At 61.8% G+C, this 20,940-nt stretch carries 24 protein-coding genes; 11 read left to right on the top strand and 13 right to left on the bottom strand.

What is annotated here, in order from left to right; all coding sequences use genetic code 11:
• Nucleotides 1-387: 387 nt before the first annotated feature.
• Both RDN59_RS07350 and RDN59_RS07355 read right to left on the bottom strand, forming a co-directional pair.
• Complete coding sequence (locus RDN59_RS07350; RefSeq protein ID WP_308607271.1) at nt 388-636, bottom strand: hypothetical protein; 249 nt, start codon at nt 634-636, stop codon at nt 388-390.
• A 155-nt stretch (nt 637-791) separates the two neighbouring features.
• The gene (locus RDN59_RS07355) at nt 792-1,844 is read right to left on the bottom strand and encodes a pseudouridine synthase (protein ID WP_308607287.1); all 1,053 of its coding nucleotides are present in this window, start codon (nt 1,842-1,844) and stop codon (nt 792-794) included.
• Here RDN59_RS07355 and RDN59_RS07360 point away from each other — a divergent pair.
• The 4 genes from RDN59_RS07360 (at nt 1,780) to RDN59_RS07375 (ending at nt 3,941) form a co-directional block, all read left to right on the top strand.
• Nucleotides 1,780-1,920 (top strand): hypothetical protein, encoded by a 141-nt coding sequence (locus RDN59_RS07360; protein ID WP_168160887.1) that lies wholly within the window; start codon nt 1,780-1,782, stop codon nt 1,918-1,920. The two genes, RDN59_RS07355 and RDN59_RS07360, sit on opposite strands and share 65 nt — an antisense overlap.
• 46 nt (nt 1,921-1,966) lie before the next feature.
• Nucleotides 1,967-2,863 carry a universal stress protein gene (locus tag RDN59_RS07365; protein ID WP_308607272.1) on the top strand — a complete coding sequence of 299 codons (897 nt, stop codon included), beginning with the start codon at nt 1,967-1,969 and terminating at the stop codon, nt 2,861-2,863.
• 140 nt (nt 2,864-3,003) lie between these two features.
• Nucleotides 3,004-3,264 carry a GlsB/YeaQ/YmgE family stress response membrane protein gene (locus tag RDN59_RS07370; protein ID WP_010188457.1) on the top strand — a complete coding sequence of 87 codons (261 nt, stop codon included), beginning with the start codon at nt 3,004-3,006 and terminating at the stop codon, nt 3,262-3,264.
• Nucleotides 3,265-3,332: 68 nt separating this feature from the next.
• Nucleotides 3,333-3,941, top strand: a complete 609-nt coding sequence (locus RDN59_RS07375) for a TetR/AcrR family transcriptional regulator (RefSeq protein ID WP_308607273.1) — start codon at nt 3,333-3,335, stop codon at nt 3,939-3,941.
• On the opposite strand, the gene yidC is transcribed toward RDN59_RS07375, so the two are convergent.
• On the bottom strand, nt 3,898-4,884 hold the full coding sequence (gene yidC, locus RDN59_RS07380) for a membrane protein insertase YidC (RefSeq protein WP_308607274.1): 987 nt from the start codon (nt 4,882-4,884) through the stop codon (nt 3,898-3,900). The two genes, RDN59_RS07375 and yidC, sit on opposite strands and share 44 nt — an antisense overlap.
• A gap of 64 nt (nt 4,885-4,948) precedes the next feature.
• Between yidC and RDN59_RS07385 the strand changes: the two genes are divergently transcribed.
• Both RDN59_RS07385 and RDN59_RS07390 read left to right on the top strand, forming a co-directional pair.
• Nucleotides 4,949-5,707, top strand: a complete 759-nt coding sequence (locus tag RDN59_RS07385) for a class E sortase (protein ID WP_308607275.1) — start codon at nt 4,949-4,951, stop codon at nt 5,705-5,707.
• Nucleotides 5,707-5,859 (top strand): hypothetical protein, encoded by a 153-nt coding sequence (locus tag RDN59_RS07390; protein ID WP_168166775.1) that lies wholly within the window; start codon nt 5,707-5,709, stop codon nt 5,857-5,859. Before RDN59_RS07385 ends, RDN59_RS07390 begins: the two co-directional genes overlap by 1 nt.
• 19 nt (nt 5,860-5,878) lie before the next feature.
• Here the strand turns inward: RDN59_RS07390 and RDN59_RS07395 are convergent, their stop codons facing one another.
• Nucleotides 5,879-6,427 (bottom strand): DUF2020 domain-containing protein, encoded by a 549-nt coding sequence (locus RDN59_RS07395; RefSeq protein WP_308607276.1) that lies wholly within the window; start codon nt 6,425-6,427, stop codon nt 5,879-5,881.
• On the opposite strand from RDN59_RS07395, the gene RDN59_RS07400 reads away from it, so the two are divergent.
• Together RDN59_RS07400 and RDN59_RS07405 are read left to right on the top strand one after the other, a co-directional pair.
• Nucleotides 6,426-7,598, top strand: coding sequence for a sensor histidine kinase (locus RDN59_RS07400; RefSeq protein ID WP_308607277.1), 1,173 nt, complete (start codon nt 6,426-6,428; stop codon nt 7,596-7,598). The genes RDN59_RS07395 and RDN59_RS07400 overlap by 2 nt on opposite strands.
• A gap of 36 nt (nt 7,599-7,634) precedes the next feature.
• Nucleotides 7,635-8,273, top strand: a complete 639-nt coding sequence (locus RDN59_RS07405; RefSeq protein ID WP_046647640.1) for a response regulator transcription factor — start codon at nt 7,635-7,637, stop codon at nt 8,271-8,273.
• Here the strand turns inward: RDN59_RS07405 and RDN59_RS07410 are convergent.
• Both RDN59_RS07410 and RDN59_RS07415 read right to left on the bottom strand, forming a co-directional pair.
• The gene (locus tag RDN59_RS07410) at nt 8,270-8,587 is read right to left on the bottom strand and encodes an Lsr2 family protein (RefSeq protein ID WP_070510860.1); all 318 of its coding nucleotides are present in this window, start codon (nt 8,585-8,587) and stop codon (nt 8,270-8,272) included. The two genes, RDN59_RS07405 and RDN59_RS07410, sit on opposite strands and share 4 nt — an antisense overlap.
• A 315-nt stretch (nt 8,588-8,902) precedes the next feature.
• Entirely contained in the window at nt 8,903-9,535 is a 633-nt protein-coding gene (locus RDN59_RS07415) for a DUF6474 family protein (RefSeq protein WP_308607278.1), read from the bottom strand.
• Between the two features lie 75 nt (nt 9,536-9,610).
• Between RDN59_RS07415 and RDN59_RS07420 the strand changes: the two genes are divergently transcribed.
• Nucleotides 9,611-11,047, top strand: a complete 1,437-nt coding sequence (locus RDN59_RS07420; RefSeq protein WP_308607279.1) for a TM0106 family RecB-like putative nuclease — start codon at nt 9,611-9,613, stop codon at nt 11,045-11,047.
• 126 nt (nt 11,048-11,173) lie between these two features.
• Here RDN59_RS07420 and RDN59_RS07425 read toward each other — a convergent pair whose 3' ends face one another.
• Together RDN59_RS07425 and RDN59_RS07430 are read right to left on the bottom strand one after the other, a co-directional pair.
• Nucleotides 11,174-12,466 (bottom strand): copper oxidase, encoded by a 1,293-nt coding sequence (locus RDN59_RS07425; protein ID WP_308607280.1) that lies wholly within the window; start codon nt 12,464-12,466, stop codon nt 11,174-11,176.
• 11 nt (nt 12,467-12,477) lie between these two features.
• A complete protein-coding gene (locus RDN59_RS07430; protein ID WP_308607281.1) occupies nt 12,478-13,629 on the bottom strand; it encodes an MFS transporter in 1,152 nt (383 codons plus the stop codon).
• 70 nt (nt 13,630-13,699) lie between these two features.
• Here RDN59_RS07430 and RDN59_RS07435 point away from each other — a divergent pair, with 70 nt between their 5' ends.
• Nucleotides 13,700-14,572, top strand: a complete 873-nt coding sequence (locus RDN59_RS07435) for a LysR family transcriptional regulator (RefSeq protein ID WP_308607282.1) — start codon at nt 13,700-13,702, stop codon at nt 14,570-14,572.
• On the opposite strand, the gene RDN59_RS07440 is transcribed toward RDN59_RS07435, so the two are convergent.
• The 4 genes from RDN59_RS07440 to RDN59_RS07455 all read right to left on the bottom strand — a co-directional run bounded on the left by RDN59_RS07440 (nt 14,569) and on the right by RDN59_RS07455 (nt 18,389).
• The gene (locus RDN59_RS07440) at nt 14,569-15,543 is read right to left on the bottom strand and encodes an ArsA family ATPase (protein WP_308607283.1); all 975 of its coding nucleotides are present in this window, start codon (nt 15,541-15,543) and stop codon (nt 14,569-14,571) included. The two genes, RDN59_RS07435 and RDN59_RS07440, sit on opposite strands and share 4 nt — an antisense overlap.
• The gene (locus RDN59_RS07445; protein ID WP_046647629.1) at nt 15,534-15,791 is read right to left on the bottom strand and encodes a cory-CC-star protein; all 258 of its coding nucleotides are present in this window, start codon (nt 15,789-15,791) and stop codon (nt 15,534-15,536) included. Before RDN59_RS07445 ends, RDN59_RS07440 begins: the two co-directional genes overlap by 10 nt.
• On the bottom strand, nt 15,781-17,487 hold the full coding sequence (locus tag RDN59_RS07450; protein ID WP_308607284.1) for a carbon starvation protein A: 1,707 nt from the start codon (nt 17,485-17,487) through the stop codon (nt 15,781-15,783). Before RDN59_RS07450 ends, RDN59_RS07445 begins: the two co-directional genes overlap by 11 nt.
• Nucleotides 17,488-17,786: 299 nt before the next feature.
• Complete coding sequence (locus tag RDN59_RS07455) at nt 17,787-18,389, bottom strand: superoxide dismutase (RefSeq protein WP_046647628.1); 603 nt, start codon at nt 18,387-18,389, stop codon at nt 17,787-17,789.
• Between the two features lie 163 nt (nt 18,390-18,552).
• Here RDN59_RS07455 and msrA point away from each other — a divergent pair, with 163 nt between their 5' ends.
• Nucleotides 18,553-19,203 carry a peptide-methionine (S)-S-oxide reductase MsrA gene (msrA, locus tag RDN59_RS07460; RefSeq protein ID WP_308607285.1) on the top strand — a complete coding sequence of 217 codons (651 nt, stop codon included), beginning with the start codon at nt 18,553-18,555 and terminating at the stop codon, nt 19,201-19,203.
• A 24-nt stretch (nt 19,204-19,227) separates the two neighbouring features.
• Here the strand turns inward: msrA and RDN59_RS07465 are convergent.
• The coding region (locus RDN59_RS07465) for an alpha/beta-hydrolase family protein (RefSeq protein ID WP_308607286.1) at nt 19,228-20,940 on the bottom strand (1,713 nt) is incomplete at its 5' end.

A 20,940-nucleotide genomic window follows, 5' to 3' on the forward strand; every position in this document is an offset into this window, starting at 1 on the left:
CAGCCTGGAAACCTAAAAGTACAGACCCGAAAGTACAGACCCGCTCGTCGCAACCAAACACAGGCCCGGGTCTCCTGATCAGCCACCTGCATGAATGCACATCCAGGTCTGCACTTATAGAACGCAATTGATCCTTGCGCGGGTCCTACGGGCTATTTGTCCTAAGCACGAAGATTCGACCGCCGCCCATACATGCGGCACGGGCTCAGTCAGGACACTCATTTCCAGACTATTCGTAGGTTAAAGCATTCTTGAACCCAGCCGCATCGCCCAAGTTATGGGTTCCCCTCATAGAGAACAAAAAATAGCCCCCAACCACAGAAAGGCGGGCCGAAGGCTAGATTTACAGGAAGGAGGAACAGTCGCTGTCTTTGGTGACGTTGGTTCTCAGCCGTTCTTGCAACCGCGGGTGTCGTGCAAACCGCACTGAGGGACGCCCAGGAATGAAAGGGCGATCGATGAGAGCGTGACTGGAATAGCGATAATGTCGTAGAAGGGGGAGTCGACGACGAGTTCATTGAGATCGGTAGACGATCCTTGTGGAGAGTCGTCCACTGGCCCGGCCTCAGCGTTGGCGGTGGGGGTTGCCGTGAGCAAAAGCGCGGCGGCACCGATGATAGCTAGGGGCTTCTTCATCGTGTCAGTTCCTTTCGGATAGGGAAGTATAGGGGTGTCCTAGGCTATCGTCCTTAGAATCGAAAAGCAATGGTTTGAGTGCCGGTCCAGTCCCGACCACGAGTTTTGGCAGCGGTGTCGCGGTGGCTCAACCCTCGTAGGTATTGGGATCAAAATTACTGGCGAAGAAGATTATGGGTATGCAGCGGCAATTGTGAGTGAAACTCACGGATGCGGCCGGTGACGGGGTCGGCAAAGGAAATTTCAGTGGCCGTTAAATGCATTGGAATTCGCATGTCTTCGGCTTCTGCCGGGTAAATGACCGGGTATATGGGGTCGCCAATAATGGGTGCTCCCGCTTGGAGCATGTGGAGCCGCAACTGATGCGTCTTGCCGGTTTGCGGTTTAAGCGTGTACTTCGCTAGATCGGGCAGTGGTCCGTGGATGGACTCGTAGGGGGCCTTATCTACTGTCACCACGCCGGCGACTTCGGTGATGGCGTTGACTTCGCCTTCGACGATGCGTCCTTGCAATTCCCCCGGGGTCTTCTCCATGCGGGAGCGCCAGACGGTGCCGGGGGAGACGTCGGCAAGCGGGGCGATGGCTTCGTAGGTCTTGGTGACGCGGCGCTCGGCAAACAGCGTTTGGTAGGCGCCCCGAACGGAGCGGTCCTTAGTGAAGACGAGGATGCCTGAGGTGAGACGGTCGAGGCGGTGCGCGGGGGATAGCTCGTTGTTTCCGGTCTTCCGACGCAAGCGCACGGTCGCTGTCTCCGTGATGTGCCGGGCGCGGGGCATGGTGGCCATGAAGGGCGGCTTGTCGACAACCAAAAGGTGCTCGTCTTCGTGGAGGATCGGGATGTCATAAGGGACGGGTGTCTCTGGAGCCGGCATGCGGTAGAAGTACACCATCGCGTTGGCGGTGAGGATGCTATTGGGGCTAAGAGGTGTGCCATCTTGGCGCACAACTTCGTTGGCGTCGAAGCGCGCTTGAAGAGCGGCCTCGTTGTCCTCGGGATGACGATGGCGCTGAGTGACGATGAGGTGGTGAATGAAGTTCCACGCGGTAATCGGACCTTCAGGAACGCGGGCGTGGGTGGGGTTTAGCCCATCACGGACAGGAAGTGGTGTTGCGCCACGCCTTTTTTGCGATATTCTTTGACCCATGGATTTTAACTCTATTCTCGCACCCGTCATCGATTTCTTCTCTAATGGTATCGGTGCCGTTATTCGTGACATTGTCGTGGCCGCCTACAACATCCTCTTCCCCGCCAACGCGGACGCTGCTACCACCCCACAGGTCTAGTAATAGGTATTAGACTGGAAGTGTAAGCACTTCGAAAGGAAAGGTCATGGCAAAGGAAGACATTGTCGTCGTCGCCGTTGATGGTTCGGAAGCGTCGAAGAACGCCGTCCGCTGGGCTGCTAATACCGCGGTAAAGCGGGGTATCCCGCTGCGTATCGCATCGAGCTATACGATGCCGCAGTTCCTCTACGCCGAAGGCATGGTTCCGCCGAAGGAGCTTTTTGATGACCTCCAGGCGGAAACCCTAGAGAAGATCGAGGATGCCCGCGCCGAGGCGCACAAGGTTGCCCCAGATCTGAAGATTGGCCACACCGTGGCCGAGGGCTCCCCGATTGACATGCTGCTGGAGATGTCCAAGGACGTCACCATGATTGTCATGGGCTCCCGCGGTATGGGTGGTCTCTCCGGCATGGTGATGGGCTCGGTGTCCGCATCCGTCGTTTCCCACGCCTCCTGCCCGGTGGTTGTAGTCCGTGAGGATAACCACGTCACTGAGTCCACCAAGTATGGTCCGGTTGTCATCGGTGTCGATGGTTCCGAGGTCTCCCAGAAGGCGACCGATTATGCCTTCAAGGAAGCTGATGCCCGCGGCGCCGAGCTCATCGCCGTTCACACCTGGATGGATATGCAGGTTCAGGCTTCCCTGGCCGGCCTTTCCGCCGCACAGGCCGAGTGGGCTGAAGTGGAGAAGGAGCAGGCAGATCTGCTGACCGAGCGCCTTGCAGAGTTCCAAGAGAAGTACCCGGATGTACAGGTGAAGAAGGTTATCGCTCGTGACCGTCCGGTCCGTGCGCTGACGGAAGCTTCCGAGGGTGCGCAGCTGCTCGTCGTGGGTTCCCACGGCCGCGGTGGCTTCAAGGGTATGCTGCTTGGTTCTACCTCCCGCGCGTTGCTGCAGTCCGCCCCGTGCCCGATGATGGTGGTTCGTCCGGACTCCGAGTAACCTTCGCATAACCCCGCTATAACGATTCGGGCCCATTTATTGGATAAATGGTGGGCCCGGGTCGTTTTTGATGTTTTAAGGCGTACGGTGGGCAGTACGTAAATAAAAGCTATTTACTGTTATGAAAAGGAGAGAGTGACATGGGACTTGGTCTCGGTTTCTTTGGTTCGATTGTTGTTGGCATCATTGCGGGCTGGCTCGCAGAGAAGATTATGAAGCGTGACCAGGGGCTGTTCACCAACCTCATCGTTGGTGTTATCGGCGGCCTCATTGGTGGCGGCTTGCTGGCGCTCTTCAATAAGAGCGTTGGTGATAGCTGGTTCTTGATGATTATTACTGCGACCGTCGGCGCCTGTATCCTGTTGTGGATCGTGGGAGCCATCACGGGCCGCAAGAAATAATAATTCGCATACATACCGGTTTGTCTATATTGTGTAGATGAACCGGTTTTGTCATGTGAGGAGAAGAAATGGCCGAAAAGAAGTCGCGACGCAATCGTCCGAGTCCGCGGAGCCGACTGCTCGAATCCGCCACGCGGCTCTTTACCACCGAAGGAATCCGCGTCATCGGCATCGACCGCATCCTGCGTGAGGCGGACGTCGCTAAGGCATCGCTGTATTCCCTCTTCGGCTCTAAGGACGCCCTCGTTATTGCATACGTTGAGGCCCTTGATGAGGATTATCGCGCCGATTGGCACAAGCGCACCGAGGACGCGACAGACCAGGAAAGCAAGATTCTGGCCTTCTTCGACAAGGCTATCGAGGAGCAGCCCTCCATGGAATTCCGGGGCTCGCACTTCCTCAACGCTGCGGGCGAGTATCCGCGGCCAGAAACTGATGCCGAGCGCGGCATCGTGGCCGCCTGCGTCGAGCACCGCACGTGGATGCATTCCACGGTCACAGCACTCCTCAACACTAAGAATGGCTACCCCTCAGAGGAGCAGGCGAGCGAAATTCTCATCTTCCTTGATGGCGGGCTTGCCGGTGCGCGCCTTACCCGCGACGTCGCCCCGCTCGTAACGGCCAAGCAGCTGGCTATTCGGCTTCTGTCGGCCCCTCCTGCCGACTATTCGATTTAACAATCTTTCGTGCCTCCGCCACGATCTCTGAGTGGCGCTTGCGGTTAGCGGCGAGCTCTTCCTTATGCCCCGGATCCTCTTTGAGCCGCTGCTTAGCCGCCTTCTTCTCCCGCTTCTTTTCCTTGGTGCGCCAGCGCTGGATGCTGGCACGGCGCTGCTCGTGGACGGCCTCCGGCAGCGGGTAGCGCTTGCGCAAGATGACTTCGTACACGCCCGTCTGTAGCAAGGTGAAGAGGTAGGAGCAGCCCCAGTAGAAGATGATGGTCACGGGGATGGGGCCGTTCCAGGCCACCATCCACAGCATCCACGGGATAAGAACCACCATAAGAGCCATAAACCACAGCAAGCGGCGAGGGATTTTTTCGTCGAAAAGCGTGGTGAGGTAGCCGCGGTAGAGCGTAATGAGCGTGTTGAGAGAGGTAAACACGAGTGCCGCGATGAGCATCGGCAGGACCAAGTCGCGGTGCTCGCGGGCGAAATCGGTGAGGGGAACGCCGAAGATGGTGGAGGCGCGGAAAGAGGAGACGTCGTCAAGCGTGAGCATCCCCACCGGCTCATGCGTGGAACCGGAGACGCGGAGCACCACCTGGTAAAGGCCAATAAAGGCGGGAATGATGAGGAAGGCTGGGAAGCAACCCACCAGCGGGTTGTGCTGGAAGCGCTTCTTGAGATCGCGTTGCTGCGTGAGGATGTCGACGGCCTCATCGACGGTGTCGGCCCGAGCGAGCTGCGCGTTGAGCTCGGTCATCTCTGGGCGCATGAGGGCTCCGATGCGGCCTTGCTTCACGGAAAGCCAGTTCAAGGGAGCGATGAGCCCGCGGACCGTCAGTACGAGGAAGACGATGGTGAGGATCCATGACATGGAGCCGGAGAAGAACGCACCTAACAGGAGGTGCCAGAGTTTCATGATTCCGGAGACCGGATACATGAAAATTTCGATCATCGCCTACTCCTCTTTCTGCAGGGTGGGGGGCACTTACACGTTACAGGGAGGCTAAGATGCTGGTATGCCTCACCCCACTGCGCGCACTCGGCCGACCGTAGGTTCCGTCATCGGTGAGCTTATGCTGACGGCCGGCGTGCTGCTGCTGCTCTTTGCTTTTTATGAGTCCTACTGGACCAACATCGCCTCCGGCAAGCTGCAGGACGAAGCTAACGAGACGCTGCAAGAGGAGTGGCACAATCCGCGCGGCGCTGGCCATGCTCCGCAGCTCGGTGAGGCATTCGCACGCCTCTATATCCCTGCCTTCGGCTCGGACTTCGCCTTCGCGGTTCTCGAAGGCACCAACGAGGATGATTTGCTGCGCGGACCGGGGCGCTACACGGAGACACAGATGCCCGGTGAGCCGGGTAACTTTGCGGTGGCCGGGCACCGTGTGGGCAAGGGCGCGCCCTTTAATGACTTGGGTAACCTGCACACCTGCGACGCCATCGTCATCGAAACTGCGACGGAGTGGATCACCTACCGCGTGCTGCCTATCGACAGTTCCCCGGGGGAGTGCTTCAGCCAGGAGCAGCAAGCCAAGCCGGAGTACCAGCCGGTGCAGGGCCGCCACATCACGCTGCCGGGCGATGTCAGCGTGCTCCAGCCTGTTCCCGGGGCGGAGGGCGTTGAGCCGAGCGAATCCTTGCTTACGCTCACGACGTGTCATCCGCAGTTCTCAAATGCGGAGCGCATGATCGTGCACGCCATGGAGACCGACCGGGAGGCTAAAGCGCTCGGCTCAGATGACAATGACCGCCCCGCCGTCTTGGAGGAGAACTAATGTATCGCGCACTCTGGAACCTGTTGCCTGGCCCCACCGCGGTGAAAGCGGTGTTGGCATTGGCGCTCGCCGTGGGGGTCTTCTTCCTGCTCATGGAGGTTGTATTCCCTTGGGTGGCGGCGCAGATGCCCTATAACGACGTCGCTGTTTAGGCTTTTACACGCTTAGGCCTTATAGGCCTAAGCGGTCGATCGCCTCCTGGGCTATGAGCTGGGGCTTGAGCGTTTGCCGCTGGTTCGACCACACCACCACGGCGTGGTTGTCCTTCTGCACGGCGAAGACCGAGTGATCCTCAAAGACGCCGCGCCCACCCGACCAGCCATCGAATTCGGCGAGTTCCGTGTCCTCGACAGGGGCGGCCCAGTCCACGACTGCGCGCGCTTCCTCCACGCTGGGCATCTGGCGGATGAGGACGGTGGCTTGTGGGTCCTCGGGGTAGGACCAGAACACGCAGGCGGGGGTGCTAAAGCGCTTGTCGACGCCCCACCGGGTCATCCTCTGCCCGTTCGTATCGGCCACCCATTGGGTATCCAGATAAGGGCAGTCTTCCCAGTCGCTGACCTCCGCCGTGGCGTCGATAGGCAGGCCATCGCCTGCGTCGGTGTGTGGCGCAGGGCTCGCGGCTGGGGTGCTGGGGTCGTCTGCATCCGAGCACCCCGCGACGGCGAAGCCGATGCCGATCAGGCAGGCAGTAAGCGAGGGAAGTAGGCTGTGGCGCATGACGTCCACACTAGACCAGCGCTCGGTTGAATCGGATGCCCTGCGCAACGGTATCCACGTCCTGACGGCGACGCTGCTGGTGGTGGCGATTTTTACCACGGTGCGCCTACCTCTGTGGCAGGGTGTGCTCAACCTGCTGCTCTTGGTGTCCTTCGCCGTGGTGTACTTCGGCGGCTCAGCCTACTTGGAGACGCTGCCGCGCATCGCGCGTTATGGCTGGATAGTCATCCTCACGGTGTTGTGGCTCGCTGATTTGGCGGTGGCGCCCGCGGCCATCTACCTCGTGTTTTCCCTGTACTTTGTGTACCTCTACGTGCTGGAGATGATCCCCGGCGTCATTTGCGTTATTGCGGCCACAGTGATGACCGTGCTGGTGCAGGTACCGGACGGGCTGTCTTTCGGCGGTGTCATGGGCCCCGCGGTATCGGCCCTGGTGACGATCGCTATTACCTATGCCTTCCGGGCACTGAGCCGGATGAACCAAGAGCTGGTGAAGACCCGTTCCCAGCTGGTGGAATCCGAGCGCACGGCAGGCATGACCGCTGAGCGCCAGCGCATCGCCCACGAAATCCACGACACCCTGGCTCAAGGTTTGTCCTCCATCCAGATGCTCCTGCACGCCGCTGACCGCGACCTGGCCCAAGAGAATATCCCCAAGGCGCAGGAGCGCATTGAACTCGCCCGGCGCACCGCGGCGGATAACCTCCACGAGGCGCGTGCCATGATCGCAGCACTCCAGCCGGCGGCGTTATCGGAAACCTCCCTGGAATCAGCTATGACCAGGATGGCGGATAACTTCGCGGCCACCGGTGGGGTTGATGTTTCCGTGGACGTTGAAGGCGATGTCCAGCAACTTCCCATGAAGGTGGAAGCAGCACTGTTGCGGATTGCGCAGGGGGCGATGGGGAACGTCGTCAAGCATGCCCACGCCAGCAAGGCACGGGTGACGGTGACGTATGCGCCGGATGAGGTGCGCGTGGACGTGGTGGACAATGGAGACGGCTTTGATGTCGAGGCAGTGGAGAATAAGCCGGCGGGGTTGGGGCATATTGGTCTATCGGCGATGCGCAGGCGTGCCGAGGAGCTCGGCGGAGAGGTCGTGATTGAATCCACCCCAGGCAGCGGCACGGCGGTCTCAGTTAGTGTGCCCTTAGATAACGATGTAGATTAGGAATTTGTCCACACCGTACCAATGAGGAGGAAGCCCGTGATTAGGGTCTTGCTTGCCGACGACCACGAGATCGTACGCCTAGGTCTACGCTCGGTGCTCGAGGGGGCTGAGGATATCGAGGTGGTGGGCGAGGTAGCTACCGCCGAAGCCGCCGTCTCCGCAGCGCAGGCAGGTGGCATTGACGTCCTCCTCATGGATCTGCGTTTTGGAGCGGGTATTGAAGGTACCCGCGTCATGGGCGGCGCGGAGGCGACCGCCGCCATCCGCTACTCCATGGAGAACCCGCCTAAGGTGCTCGTGGTCACTAATTACGACACTGACGCGGACATTCTCGGGGCGATTGAGGCCGGAGCGGTGGGCTACTTGCTGAAGGATGCGCCGCCGGTGGAGCTGCTCGCGGCGGTGCGCTCGGCGGCCGACGGTGATTCGGCGCTCTCGCCGGTGGTGGCCGATAAGCTGATGACCCGCGTGCGCACGCCGCGCACCTCTCTTACCCCGCGCGAGCTGGAAGTACTGAAGCTGGTCGCGGCGGGATCCTCCAACCGGGAGATCGGTGTGGAGCTGATGCTTTCGGAGGCGACGGTGAAGTCTCACCTCGTCCACATCTATGACAAGTTAGGAGTGCGCTCGCGCACGTCGGCCGTGGCGGCCGCCCGCGAGCAGGGCGTTCTTTAGAGGTTGTTGGCGTCGCGGTAGGCCAGGATGACGTCGTTGGGGATTTTTCCGCGCTCGGCCACCTGGTAGCCGTGCTGGGCGGCCCAGGCGCGGACATCGGCCGGCTTGTAGTGACGGGTGTCCTTCTTCACCGGGTGACGGGCGGCCTTGACAAAAGGTTCCATTGCGGCGTGGAACTTATCGGCATTCTCCTGGGAAACATCGAGGAGATAGTCTTTACCGTCAACGCTGAAGCGGATGACAATCAGTTCTTCCTCGCTGAGGGGCTTGTTATCAATGTCGTCAAAAAACTGGGTGATTTCGCGGCGTGCCATGATTCTCCATTCGATCTGTAATCTGATCACACTGTGCCTGGGCTTCCTTCATCGTTCACCACAAGAGCGGAAGCCTAAACTTTAAGTAACTTAACGGATTAAAGAGAAAGTCATTAAAAGAACCTTCTCTTGTTATTGACTATAGAGCAAAACCACGTCTGCGACACAGTTAATGGGCGCTAGGAGAAGCAGTATTCTGGCCGGTAACAAAGGCTGATTTTAAACCCGCAAGAAAAAGCCTCCGATCCGCTTTCCTGCCCTTGTTAGGAGGCGGGGAATGTAGGGATCGAAGGCTGGAAGCTGTGGTGCGAAGGGTTATGCGCCCAGCTTGGACTGGATCTCATCGTTGAGGGAATCAATCTCGCCGGAGATGGAGCGGTGTGCGCGCTGGCGCTGCTGCTCAGTCATGTATTCGGCATTGTCAATGGCGGAATCAAGCTCGTTGAGGCGCTCCTTGACATCGCGCTTGAAGCCGGCGGGAAGCTGGGCGTCCTTGAGGGAGTTGCGGATACCCGCGGTGCGCGCCTTCAATGGTGCGCCGTGGCCGGAGAAGGAGGCCAGCTGTTCAGCGCTGACGCCAGCCTTGTGCGCGCGCTTCTTCTCAACCTCGCGCTGGGCAACGGTGATGCCGCGGTAAATCAGGGGCAAAAGAAGCGGTGCGGCGGTGCGCAGGGCACCGGCATAGCGCTTGACATTGTCCTTATTAAAACGGCCCTGCTTAATGCGTTCGAGTTCCTTCTTGGCCATTTTGTACTCGTGCTTGCGGCGCTTCTTCAGGCCCTTTTCCTCAGACTTAATAAGCGCCTTTTCTTGCTTGGCCAGCAGCTTCTGCTGGCGGTGCTTGGCCTTATCCGCAGCCTTGACCTCTGCCTTTGCACGGGTCTTGGCGGCCTTGATTTCAGCGCGGGCCTCACGGCGGGCCTTGCGGATCTTCTTCATAATGCCCATTGAAACGTCCTTAAATCATTTTTCCTTAGGGTCTCGCTACAACTCTAGCAAGGTGGTCTACTAAGCTCACCTGCTGTGAAGGATGTGCTCGTTGCCACGGATCTTGTGGGCTGCCGTTATCGCTTGGTGCAGCGCCGCGCGCATCCTGAGATCCCACGCACCGCGGTAAGCCAGGCCCGCGCGGAACGCCATGCGGCGGCTATCGATGCCGCCTTGAGCCGCCTTCCCGCCAAGGGGCCAGGCCGTTTTCGCCGCATTGACCTGGAGGGAAGCGACTTCGAACGGGCCCTGGCTACGCTCGAGGCTCTAGCTCGCGGGTATACGCACATCACCAACGCCGTCTTTTCCACCGAAGGGTGGATGGTGCGCGTGGAGCTCCTCGTTCGGGACGGTGAAATGTACAGCCCCGTCATCGTCTCCGATCACCGCGTGGCCCGCCCGCACGAGAGCTCGCGCACGCTGGTTGTCCCTACCCATCGTTTGGGGCTGAGCGAGCCCTTGCCGGCAAAGTACAAAATTCGGCACCATGCCGTCGATGGCTACCGGTTGGCCCTGGCCGCGCGGGGCTTGGAAGAAGTAGGCCTGAATTCCGGCAGGGGCGCTGCGATTGGCCAGGATCGTAGCCAAGCTTTTGTTACGGATACCTCGCGTTTTGCCATCGATGAGGCGCTGGCACAACCGCTGCCCGAGGGCCCGCGCCGCGTTAAGGAGTGCGCCTCCTGCCGCTTTTGGCCCTTGTGCCGGGAAGAGCTGGAAGCCCGCGATGACATTTCCCTCTTCCTGCCGGGCGACCGCGCCAACCCCTACCGCGAGCGCGGCATCACGACAGTGCAAGGGCTTATCGACGCCTCCCTCGGCGCCCCCTCCGCCCTTGCAGCCGCCTGGCGCGAAGGTATTCCCCTGCTGCGCCGCGGGCAGGTCAGCGTTCCTCGCGCGGATGTCGAAGTTGATGTCGATATGGAGGCCTACCTGGATCAAGGCGCCTACCTGTGGGGCGCGCTCCTAGACGGTGAGTACCATCCCTTTGTGACCTGGGATCCGCTCGGTGGCCGGGCGGAGGCGGAGAATTTCGCCGAGTTCTGGGAGTGGCTCATGGGAGTGCGTGCTGACGCACATGCGGCGGGAAAGACCTTTGCGGCGTATTGCTACTCCGCCCACGGGGAGAACCATTGGATGCGCAGGTCCGCGCAGCGCTTTTCTGCACCCAACCTCCAGGAGGTGGAAGAGTTCATCTCCTCGGAGGAGTGGGTGGATATGTTTGTCCACGTCAAACGCAGCTTCGCCGGAACCGCCGGGCTGGGTCTGAAGACTGTGGCTCCCGTCGCGGGCTTTGAATGGCCGGAAGAGTTTGACGGCGAGGAATCCGTCAATGCCCGCCGCGCCGCGCTTGCCGGGGATGTCGCCGCCCGTGCGCAGATTCTGCGCTATAACGCCGGCGATGTGCGCGCGACCCATGCCGTCCGCGAGTGGATGACCGATGGCGCGCCGGGAGTGCCACCCCTCGAGCCCTAGCTGCTGCGCCAGGCTTTCGCCCCCAAACCCCCAGACCTGAAATCCGCAACCTGCAGGTGGGCGTCGCCAAGCGCGTGCCGGTGCCCCACCTCCCACCAGGAGGTTGCGGGATCGAGGTCTGGGGATCTACAGGATGAGGCTGAGTCCGCCGAGGATGATGAGCACTGCAAGGGCCACCCAGGCCTGGTCCCACTCCGTGGTGGTTGCGGGAGCCGGGCCTTCGGCCTTCTTGAGGAGCACGGCTTTCTGGGCCTTGACCGCGCGGGCAGTGAGGACGGGGATGATGGCCATGGAGCCGAGGCAGAGCAGGGAGGCGGCAACCATGGTGAGGGAACTATCGGTGGCCAGCCACAGGGCAAGCCCGCCGTTGATGAAGACCGAGCGCCCCAGCCCCCAGCGATTGTATTCGCGCAGGCCAGCGCGCACGGCTGAAGGGCCGCCGCCCATCGTGGTCGGCAGCATATAGCCCATGACGCCGATGAGCAGTTGGGCGCCAAAGCCGACGACGAGCGCGAGCATGGGAATCTGTGGCTCACTGGAGAAGAAATGCTGGGTGGTGTAATACACCAGGCCGCCGAGCAGCCAAAAGGAGGAAAAGAGCACGGAAAGCGCCGGGAAGGTGATGCGCCCGCGTGGTTCTCGGAACACGCTAAGGACATTGAGCAGCCAGCTCTGCAGGCTTAGTGCCCAGCCGAGGCAGTAGACGATCAGGCCCGCTTGCGGTACATTCCACGCGCTGCCGATCACGGTAGTCACCACCCCCAGCGCTAACAGCGTGAAGCTCAGGCTCATGTGTGGGTTGATTCCCTTGGTGCGCCAGATGGACGGGAACAAGATGGTGAGTGAGCCGGCGGCTGCGAGGCCGACGAAACCGCCGATGTTGGCGGCCACGTGTGCAATGAGCAGGCGCGGATGGGAGGGGTGTGTGGCGAGGAAAGCACCAAGAGTAGCGCCCACGGCAAGAAAGAAGGCAGAGGCCACATAAGCAGCAACGACGGGGCGGAATCGCTTGGATTCTGCGCGGCGCCACAAAGCAAAGAGGGCCACCCCATGCCAGGACACGGCAAGAGCGACAAGTGCGGCACCCATCTGTGTGAGCACCCAGTGATGGCTCCAGGATTCGATGAGGATCTGACCCACGAGGGTGAGGATAACGCCGGCATTCTGCAGATAAATCCGTGCTAGCTGGCGAGGACGGGCTGACATCGGAACCTTGAGCTGCACGAATTTTTCGGTGAGGTGTTGGGACCATACCACGATGCTGTTGCTGAGAATGCCCAGCGTGAAGAGGTGGATGAGGACCCACCGGTAGTTGGGGATAAGGGTATGGGTTGCGCCGGCGAGAAGAAAGACCATCATCCATAGGCTGACCGGGCGGGATGCTTTCCTGTGCCATGTGCGCGGCGACCACTTATCCATAAAACACGATTTTATCCGGTTTTTCTCACAACCCAACTTAGTACCGCGATACCCGTGGCGAGGGCGGTGTAGACGGCGATGAAGCCGGTCCACGATAGGGAATCAAAGAGCACGCCGGCCAGCGCGCCCAGGATGGAGCTGCCCAGGTAATAGAAGAAGACGTAGAGGCTGGAGGCCTCCGCGCGGTCGTGGGTGGCGATGTGCCCCACCCAGCCTGAGGCCGTGGAGTGCGCGGCGAAGAAACCGATGGTAAATAACACGATGCCGAGCAGGGTGGGGATCAGCGAACCCATGCACAGTGCGATGCCCACGGCAAAGAGCGCGCAGGAGAGCAGAAGCGTGTTCGCGTGGCCCACTTGGGTCACCAGCCGGCCTGCGCGCGCCGACGACCACGTGCCGGTGAGGTAGAAGAGGAAGACCAAGCCAGCCAAGCCCGGCGAAAGGTGGAAGTGGTCGATGAGCCGAAAAGCCAAGAAGTTATAGAGGGACACGAAGGTTCCCATCGCCACGAAAGCCACGATGAATAAGGGGATCAGGCGGGTGTCCCGGGCGTGGCGGAAGATGGCGCGCAGCTCCGAGCGGAAGTGAATCGCCTTCGGGGTGAAGTTCTGTTGGTAGGGCAGCAAGATCGCCGCGATGATGGCGAGGATGAGCGTGACCAGGCTGGAGCCGGCCAGGGCCCAGCGCCAGGAGGTGAGCTCGAGCAACCCGGTCGGGATGAGGCGGCCGGTCAGTCCGCCGATGGTGGTGCCGGCGATGTACAGACCCATGGCACGGGCAACGTAGGAGCTTTCGAGCTCCTCCGAAATCCAGGCCATGGCGGTAGCAGGTGCGCCGGCGATGACGGCGCCCTGGAGCGCGCGGGTGGCGATCAGGATCTCCGGGTTGGGCGCCAGCGGCACGAGCATGCCGATGAGCGTGGCCGCGATGGTGGAGACGAGCAGCAGTTTTCCGCGGCCGATGCGCTCGGAGATGATGGACACGGGGATCACGCAGATGGCCAGCGCGCCGGTGGCCGCGGAGATGGTCATGGCGGCTTCCGTGGGGGACATACCCATGTCCTCCACCAGGGTGGGCAGCATGGCTTGGGTGGGGTAGAGGCAAGAAAAAATTGCCAGGCCCACGAAGAGCATGGCAATGGTGGCGCGCCGCGTTCTGGTCATGCATCAAGCATGACCTAGCGCGGGTTATGTGTAAAATGTCTAAAAGTTACATAAAGCATGCGAGGTGTGCATGAATCTGGAGGATGTGCGCGGCGTTGTCGCCGTGGCGGACCATGGACTCGTCGGCGCGGCTGCCGACGCCCTCGGGCTCTCCCAATCCGCGCTGACCCGCCGCGTGCAGCGCATCGAGGCGGAAGTGGGGGCCAGCCTCTTCGAGCGCGGTGGCCGGCGCCTGCGGCTCAATGCCCGCGGCCAGGCATTCGTGGAACAAGCTCGGCGGATGCTTTTGTCGGAAGCCGCCGCGCGCGATGCCGTATCCCGGCTCATGGATCCGGAGCGCGGTACCGTGCGCCTCGACTTCATGCATTCGCTGGGCACGTGGATGGTCCCGGAACTGCTCAAGGCCTATCGTGCTCAACACCCGCACGTGGATATTCGCCTGCACCAGGGGGCGGCCCGGGAGTTGGTGGAAAGAGTAGCGGCCGGCGAGTCCGACCTAGCGCTGGTTGGTCCCCGCCCTACCACCCCCGGCCCGCTAGGGTGGCACCAGCTCAAGCTGCAACGACTGGGCCTGGCGGTCCCGGAAGGGCATTGGGCGGCAGGACAAGACAATGTGCGCATGGCAGATTTCCGCGACGAGCCCTTCATCGGCATGCTGCCGGGTTATGGAACGCGCATGCTTCTGGATTCCCTGGCGAGTGAGGCCGGTTTTAGCCCCCGCCTGGTCTTCGAATCCATGGAGCTGACCACCGTGGCCGGTCTCGTGGCCGCCGGGCTGGGATCGGCCCTGCTGCCGCTTGATGACCCGTATCTGAAAGCCAGCAACCTCATTCCCATAGAGCCGGAGGCTTACCGCGAGCTGGGTTTGGTGTGGCGCGAGGGCGATGATGCCCCGCCGGTCGAGCACTTCAAGGATTTCGTCGTGGCACGCACCGCCGACTAGCTGCCGAAGGGGAGTTCGGCGGCCAGGGCGGCGAGCGCCTCCGGGGTGGAGACCTCGTGCGGCAGCCAAGGCAAGGTGTGCACCGGCTGGCCCGGCAGCTTCTCCGCGAGCAGCGCGAGGGCCGCATCCTCCGAGGTGCGGCGCTGCTGAAGAAACTGCTCTGTGCTTTCCGGAGTGCGACGGTTGACCAGTAGCCCGCCGCAGTGCACGCCATGGGAGGTGAGGTCCGCGAAGAACTCGGCGGTTTCCAGCACCGGGGTGCGATCCGCGGTGAGGATGAGGAAGAAGGACGTGGCGGCTTCGTCGGAAAGCACGGAGCGCAAACGCTCGAAGCGGCGGCGACGCTTGAGCAGCGTGGACCGTATCTCCTGGTTGCGGCGGTCCACCGGGTCCTGCGAGCTGGCGGATACAGCCTTCTCCGCTGAGGTCATGCCGCGCACCACCGCGCCGAACTTGTCGGATTTTTCGCGCCGCGCGAGCAGCCCATCGGTATACGCGGCCATGATTTCCGGCAGCGCCATGAGCCGCGAGGTGTGGCCGGAGGGCGCGGTATCGAAGATAATGTGCTCAAACCCTCCATCATCCTGCTGCTCTTCGATGAGCTGCGCGATGCGCTCCAGCATCGCCGCCTCATGAGTGCCGGGCGAGTGCCGCGCCAGGTCCACGTGCCGGTCGACCTCACGGTGGAGGCGTTCTGGCATGAAACGACGCATTTGCTTGGCGACGCCCTCCAGGTGCTCCTCCGTCGCCCGCGCCGGGTCGATCTCGATGACGCTTAAGTGGGGGCGGATGGTTGTGGGGGCGTCGCCAAGCGTGGTGCCAAAAATGTGCCCCAGGTTGTGCGCCGGGTCCGTGGATACCAGGAGGACGCGCCTGCCTTCCTGGGCCAGGCGCAGGGCGGTGGCGGTGGCCAGCGTGGTCTTACCCACCCCGCCCTTGCCGCCGAAGAACATGATGGGAGCTAGCAGCATGAGATTCCGTTCAAGGGTGAGCGCTCCATGCCCATGCGCGTGTGCCAGGCGTGGAAATCTTCGTACATCAGCGGCAGCAGCTCCAGGGTGTAGTAGCTGGCCGGATTCGGCAGGCCGAGGGCTTCCGAGAGGATGAGCAGCATGAAGAGATCGTCCTCCTCCTGCTGCGCCTTGGCGAAGGAACGCCGATAGGGCGCGGAGTAGAACTCGTCTAGACCGCGCCCAAAGGCCTTCAGTTTATCGAGCATCGACCGGCAGGGGAGGCTCGATGTCTTCGTCCTTCCACACCACCTGCGGGGCCTTGCGCGCGCGGGAGATGGCGGCGATGGCCTCGGCGATGACCCAGATGGCGGCGACGATAATGACGCCATCGATAAGGAGCAGCAGCCAGTTTCCGGCTTGGAACAGCGTCTTGAGCTGCAGCACCGCCGCCCACAGGGACATGACGGTGACGAAGAGCAGCGGTATGAGCACCGGCCAGGTCGGGCGGCGCAGCTGGGTGAGGATGACCACGATGATGGACAGCGTCAGGCCCGCCATGAGCTGGTTGGTGGTGCCGAAGAGCGGCCAGATGAGCATGCCGCCGGAGCCGTCGACACCGGTGGAGAAGGTCAGGCCCAAAGCGCAGCCGACGGCGATGATGGTGGCCACCAGACCGCTGATCTTGATGCCCATGAGCTCGGCGGCCTCGGAGACCACCATGCGCTGCAGGCGTACACCGGAGTCCATCGTCGTCGCGGCAAAAAGCACGGCCATGGTGGCCAGGATGGTGGCGGAGAGCGAGGTGGGGATTCCCAAACCTTGGTTCATGAGGGCACCGCCGCCCTGGACGAAGGCGCCGACGCCGCCGGCGTTCCACTCGTTGTAGACGGCCTCCCAATCGGCGGCGGTCTTGAAACCGGATGTGGTGGCCACGATGGTGCCCAGCGCGAGGAGGCCCTCGCCCACGGCGCCGAAGTAGCCGACGAAGCGGGCATCGGTTTCCTTATCCAGCTGCTTGGAGGAGGTGCCGGAGCTCACCACGCCGTGGAAGCCGGAGACGGCGCCGCAGGCGATGGTGACGAAGAGCAGTGGGAAGATTCCAGGCGTGTTGTCCGGGACGTGATCCGACACGGTCGGCGCAACAATCACCGGGCGGGTGACGAGGAAGGAGCCGTAGAGGATGATGAGGCCGACGAAAAGCTGGAGGCCATTGATGTAGTCGCGCGGCTGCAGCAGGACCCACACCGGAAGCAAGGAGGCGATGAAAGCGTAGACGAAGAGCAGGATGATCCATACGCCACGGTCCGGGATGCCCAGGACGGTTTCCGGCAGGGCCAGCGGGACGCGGTCACCGATGATCATCAGCGCGTAAAGGGCAGCGACGCCCACGATGGAGACGATGGTCAGGTTCCAGCGGAAACGGTAGATGGCCTGGCCGATGAGCAGGGCGACGAGGATGGCGCCCCAGGTGGGGATGACGGCGGTGGGCGTGGAAATCAGCAGGTTGGAGATGACCACCGCGAAGGCCGCGTTGACCATGAGCAACAGCAGGAAGATCACGACGAGGAAGAGCGCGCGCCCGCGGGCGCCGATATAGCGCCCAGAGAGCGTACCGATGGACTGTCCGCGGTGGCGTTGGGAAGCCCACAGCGCGCCCAGGTCATGCATTCCGGCAAAGAAGACCGTGCCCAGCGTGACCCAGAGGAAGGCTGGCAGCCAACCCCAAATCACGGCGACGGCGGGGCCGATGATGGGTGCCGCACCCGCGACCGAGGTGAAGTGGTGGCCCCACAGCACGTATTTGTTAGTAGGGACGTAGTCGACGCCATCCTCCATGGTGTGGGAGGGCGTGGAGAAATTATCAGAGAGCTGATACACCTTCGACGCAAGGAAGCGAGAGTACAGCAGGTAGCCCGCCACCATCATGGCGAGTCCTATAAAGACGAGAAGAAGTGAGTTCACAAAACCACCTGAAGAGAGTCAATTGAGATGTCGCATCAACGTCGACTCGTCATTTGGGAGCAAGCCTGTAATACGCATCCACACGTGCAGGTGGTGTGAATTATGCCATAGCTGTTTTGTGAAGGTGGGTTTAATTTCTAAATCTCTATAGGGAAAGTTGGGGCGGGTGGGGCAGAAGGGGGCGTAGCTCATCGCCGCTCACTGGCTGCAGGCGGATGAAAACGCGAAACCGCGCCGAGCCTCAGTACAGAGGTCCCAGCGCGGTCGAAGCTATACGGCCTTAAAGGAGGCCGGAATGCTTACTTAGTGGCAGCAGCGTAACGCTCAGCAACGTCATCCCAGTTGAAGACGTTCCAGACAGCCTTAACGTAATCAGCCTTCACGTTCTTGTACTGGAGGTAGAAGGCGTGCTCCCACATATCCAGCATCAGCAGCGGGGTGAAGTTCACCGAGATGTTGCCCTGCTGATCGGTCAGCTGCTCAATAATCAGGCGACCAGCAACGTGGTCGTAGCCCAGAACTGCCCAACCGGAGCCCTGCAGGCCGGTAGCAACAGCGGAGAAGTGAGCCTTGAACTTCTCGAAGGAACCGAAGTCGCGGTTAATAGCCTCAGCCAGCTCGCCGGTCGGCTCGCCGCCACCGTTCGGGGAGAGGTTCTTCCAGAAGATGGAGTGGTTGGTGTGGCCACCCAGGTTGAAGGCAAGGTTCTTGGACAGAGCGCGGATGGCGTCAGCGTTAGCCTCGCCGTTGCGCTGCTCCTCCAGAGCCTCGAGCGCAGCGTTAGCGCCAGCAACGTAGCCAGCGTGGTGCTTGGAGTGGTGCAGCTCCATGATCTCGGCGGAGATGTGCGGCTCCAGAGCGTCGTATGCGTAGTCGAGTTCCGGAAGTTCGTAAACAGCCATTTGTGTCATCCTTTCTTTGGGGTACGAGGCCCCATGGTAGGGCGCGGATGAGGATTTGGCCACAATATTTTTTTAATGGGAACCACCGTGAACGAAAACCTGGATTGTGGGCAGCGCAGCGGAGTATAAGGGGAGGACAGAACTAAGCGAAGGAGAATCCTGCATGTTTCTTTTCAAGCCAGAGCCCAAGCTGGTGGCAGCGGAGGACGCCCTTCCCGGGCGCGCCGAGCCCGTCTTGGACAACCCGCAGCCCCACGCGGTCCTGGGCACTCCGATAACCGGCCCGTGGAAAGAGGGACAGAAATCCCTCATCATTGCCATCGGTTGTTTCTGGGGCGCGGAGAAGATGTTCTGGGAAACTGAGGGCGTGGAGTCCACGTCCGTGGGCTATGCGGGCGGCACCACGCCTAACCCGACCTACTACGAGGTCTGCCGTGGGCTGACCAACCACGCGGAGGCGGTGCAGATTACCTATGACCCGCAGCGTGTGCGCCTGCGAGACTTAGTGGTCAAGGCTCTGGAGGCCCACGATCCGACTCAGGGCTTCCGCCAGGGCAACGATGTCGGCACGCAGTACCGCTCGGCGTTCTACCCAGAGACCGAGGAGGAGCGCCACGAGATCCAGCAGCTCGTGGATTCCTACGCGGCCAAGCTTGTCGACGCCGGCTTCGGCGCCACCACCACCGAAGTCACCCTCCTCAGCGAGACAGACTCGGGAGAGTATTACCTGGCCGAGGACGAGCACCAGCAGTACCTGCACAAGGTGCCCAACGGTTACTGCCCGCACCACAGCACCGGCGTCAAGTGCGGCTAGCTCGGTGAGCGCGCGGGCGCGCGGCTAGAGCTGCTTGCGCACGTGCGTCCGAAAGTCGGAAGGTTTGTTGAGCTGGTCGCGCTCCACGAAGGCCCGCATACGCTCGGCGAGCTCCGGGGTGAGCTGGGTTCGCGTTTGGGATCCGAGGACGGAATCCCAGTACCAGAAGGTTTCCTCAAAGTAGTTGTGGCCGTGGCCGCCCGGCACGTTGAGCGAGTTGATCTGGTCCAGCGCTACCTGCCAGAAGGTGATGAACGGGTGCCAGCGCAGATTTTTAAAAGTATCTGCGTACAAGGTCTGTGGGGTTGGCTCGTGGATCCAGTTCGGGCGGGCATAGATGAGCTTGCTGTCCCACCACACGATGGCATCGGAAGCATGCTGTCCCACCGCCACGCGCGGGCGCTCCCAGGGGCCATAGGGTTCGCCGAAGGCATCGTGTTCCATGTGGGCGGGGACTGCGGCGAAGCGGAGGTGCCGGCCGCCGTCGATAAGCGGCAGGCGTTCTAAGGAGCCGCGTTCACGGTGAAGGCGCCGCATGAAGCTGGTCATCCGAGGCGGCCCAGTGAACACCGCACCATCGCAGGCGTCGAGCAGTTCCTCGAGCGTCTCGTAGTTTTCCACGATGGCATAACAGCCTAAGGACTCGCCGCTTAAGTACAGCTTGGGGCGGTTATCCTCCGGGAGGAGCTCAAGGCGGGCATGAACGGCGGCGATGAGCTCGCGCGCAAAAGTGCGGGAGAGGTTCTTGTCCACCAGGTAGGAAAACATGGAGGGCAGGTAGTCGAATTGCAGGGCCACGGTGGCGCAATTGCCGCGTGTGAGGAATTCATAGCCGCTGACCGAATAATTGTTGATCCAGCCTGAGCCGGAGGGCATCTGCAGCACGATCGTGTCGCGGTGGAACGCACCCGTGCGGTCCATCTCCGCCACCGCGTGGCGAGCGGCGGCATGCGGACCACGGCCGCGGATGAGACCGATGTAAATACGGATCGGCTCGTGGGCGCGTTCGAAGTGCATGACCTCTTTGATGTCCTGGGCGCGTGGGCCGCGGTCGAGGAAGGCCCTGCCTTGGGAGCCGACGGCCGTCCACGGCTCGTGGGACCAGGGGCTTCCCGAGCGTTCCGGCTCCCAGGGCATCGCGGAGCCTGGGTACACCAACTTATTGAGGGCCAGACCTTGGATGGAGGCCCTGCGGAGCAGCCGGCGCCAGACCATGCGGTCGCTGACCATGGCCGCAGCCAAGCCAACCACGCCGCCGGCGAGCGGCCACGCTATCCACCTGGGCAGCCAGCGCTGCACCTGGCGGGATAGCTGGGTGACGGCGATCTGCGCTGCTTCCCCGACGATGAGCAAGGCGCCGTAGCCCGCGGTGCCCACCACCATGCCCAGCGCTGCGGACTGGGGGCCGCGGTCATTGAGTTTGCTCACGAGGCGGGCTTGTTCTGATTGGTTGCGCAGGGAGCGTATGCCCGCGATGAATGTTCCGATCCCAAGCAGGTAGTAGGAATAGCGCCGGGTGGTGGGGCCCACGTGGTCCTGGGGGCGTCGCCCAGCGAGGCGGAGCCCGCGCTTGGCGGCGAAGGCTGCGGTGGTGGCGGCGAGGTGGCCAGCGCCTTGGCCGATGGCTACGTTGGCGGCGGTGACCCACCAGGGGCGTGGCAATAGCGACGGGGAGACGGCGGCCCAGGTTGCTACCTCCGCGCCGAAGATCCCGGCCCACATATTCTGCGGCAGGCG

This window comes from uncultured Corynebacterium sp. (assembly GCF_902489365.1).
Classification (GTDB): domain Bacteria; phylum Actinomycetota; class Actinomycetes; order Mycobacteriales; family Mycobacteriaceae; genus Corynebacterium.

What these genes read in the sequence shown, in the direction of transcription:
- RDN59_RS07350 (WP_308607271.1), bottom strand. Translation starts at nt 636, where the DNA reads ATGAAGAAGCCCCTAGCTATCATCGGTGCCGCCGCGCTTTTGCTCACG.
- RDN59_RS07360 (WP_168160887.1), top strand. Translation starts at nt 1,780, where the DNA reads ATGGATTTTAACTCTATTCTCGCACCCGTCATCGATTTCTTCTCTAAT.
- RDN59_RS07365 (WP_308607272.1), top strand. Translation starts at nt 1,967, where the DNA reads ATGGCAAAGGAAGACATTGTCGTCGTCGCCGTTGATGGTTCGGAAGCG.
- RDN59_RS07370 (WP_010188457.1), top strand. Translation starts at nt 3,004, where the DNA reads ATGGGACTTGGTCTCGGTTTCTTTGGTTCGATTGTTGTTGGCATCATT.
- RDN59_RS07375 (WP_308607273.1), top strand. Translation starts at nt 3,333, where the DNA reads ATGGCCGAAAAGAAGTCGCGACGCAATCGTCCGAGTCCGCGGAGCCGA.
- yidC (WP_308607274.1), bottom strand. Translation starts at nt 4,884, where the DNA reads ATGATCGAAATTTTCATGTATCCGGTCTCCGGAATCATGAAACTCTGG.
- RDN59_RS07385 (WP_308607275.1), top strand. Translation starts at nt 4,949, where the DNA reads ATGCCTCACCCCACTGCGCGCACTCGGCCGACCGTAGGTTCCGTCATC.
- RDN59_RS07390 (WP_168166775.1), top strand. Translation starts at nt 5,707, where the DNA reads ATGTATCGCGCACTCTGGAACCTGTTGCCTGGCCCCACCGCGGTGAAA.
- RDN59_RS07400 (WP_308607277.1), top strand. Translation starts at nt 6,426, where the DNA reads ATGACGTCCACACTAGACCAGCGCTCGGTTGAATCGGATGCCCTGCGC.
- RDN59_RS07395 (WP_308607276.1), bottom strand. Translation starts at nt 6,427, where the DNA reads ATGCGCCACAGCCTACTTCCCTCGCTTACTGCCTGCCTGATCGGCATC.
- RDN59_RS07410 (WP_070510860.1), bottom strand. Translation starts at nt 8,587, where the DNA reads ATGGCACGCCGCGAAATCACCCAGTTTTTTGACGACATTGATAACAAG.
- RDN59_RS07415 (WP_308607278.1), bottom strand. Translation starts at nt 9,535, where the DNA reads ATGGGCATTATGAAGAAGATCCGCAAGGCCCGCCGTGAGGCCCGCGCT.
- RDN59_RS07425 (WP_308607280.1), bottom strand. Translation starts at nt 12,466, where the DNA reads ATGGATAAGTGGTCGCCGCGCACATGGCACAGGAAAGCATCCCGCCCG.
- RDN59_RS07430 (WP_308607281.1), bottom strand. Translation starts at nt 13,629, where the DNA reads ATGACCAGAACGCGGCGCGCCACCATTGCCATGCTCTTCGTGGGCCTG.
- RDN59_RS07435 (WP_308607282.1), top strand. Translation starts at nt 13,700, where the DNA reads ATGAATCTGGAGGATGTGCGCGGCGTTGTCGCCGTGGCGGACCATGGA.
- RDN59_RS07440 (WP_308607283.1), bottom strand. Translation starts at nt 15,543, where the DNA reads ATGCTGCTAGCTCCCATCATGTTCTTCGGCGGCAAGGGCGGGGTGGGT.
- RDN59_RS07445 (WP_046647629.1), bottom strand. Translation starts at nt 15,791, where the DNA reads ATGCTCGATAAACTGAAGGCCTTTGGGCGCGGTCTAGACGAGTTCTAC.
- RDN59_RS07455 (WP_046647628.1), bottom strand. Translation starts at nt 18,389, where the DNA reads ATGGCTGTTTACGAACTTCCGGAACTCGACTACGCATACGACGCTCTG.
- msrA (WP_308607285.1), top strand. Translation starts at nt 18,553, where the DNA reads ATGTTTCTTTTCAAGCCAGAGCCCAAGCTGGTGGCAGCGGAGGACGCC.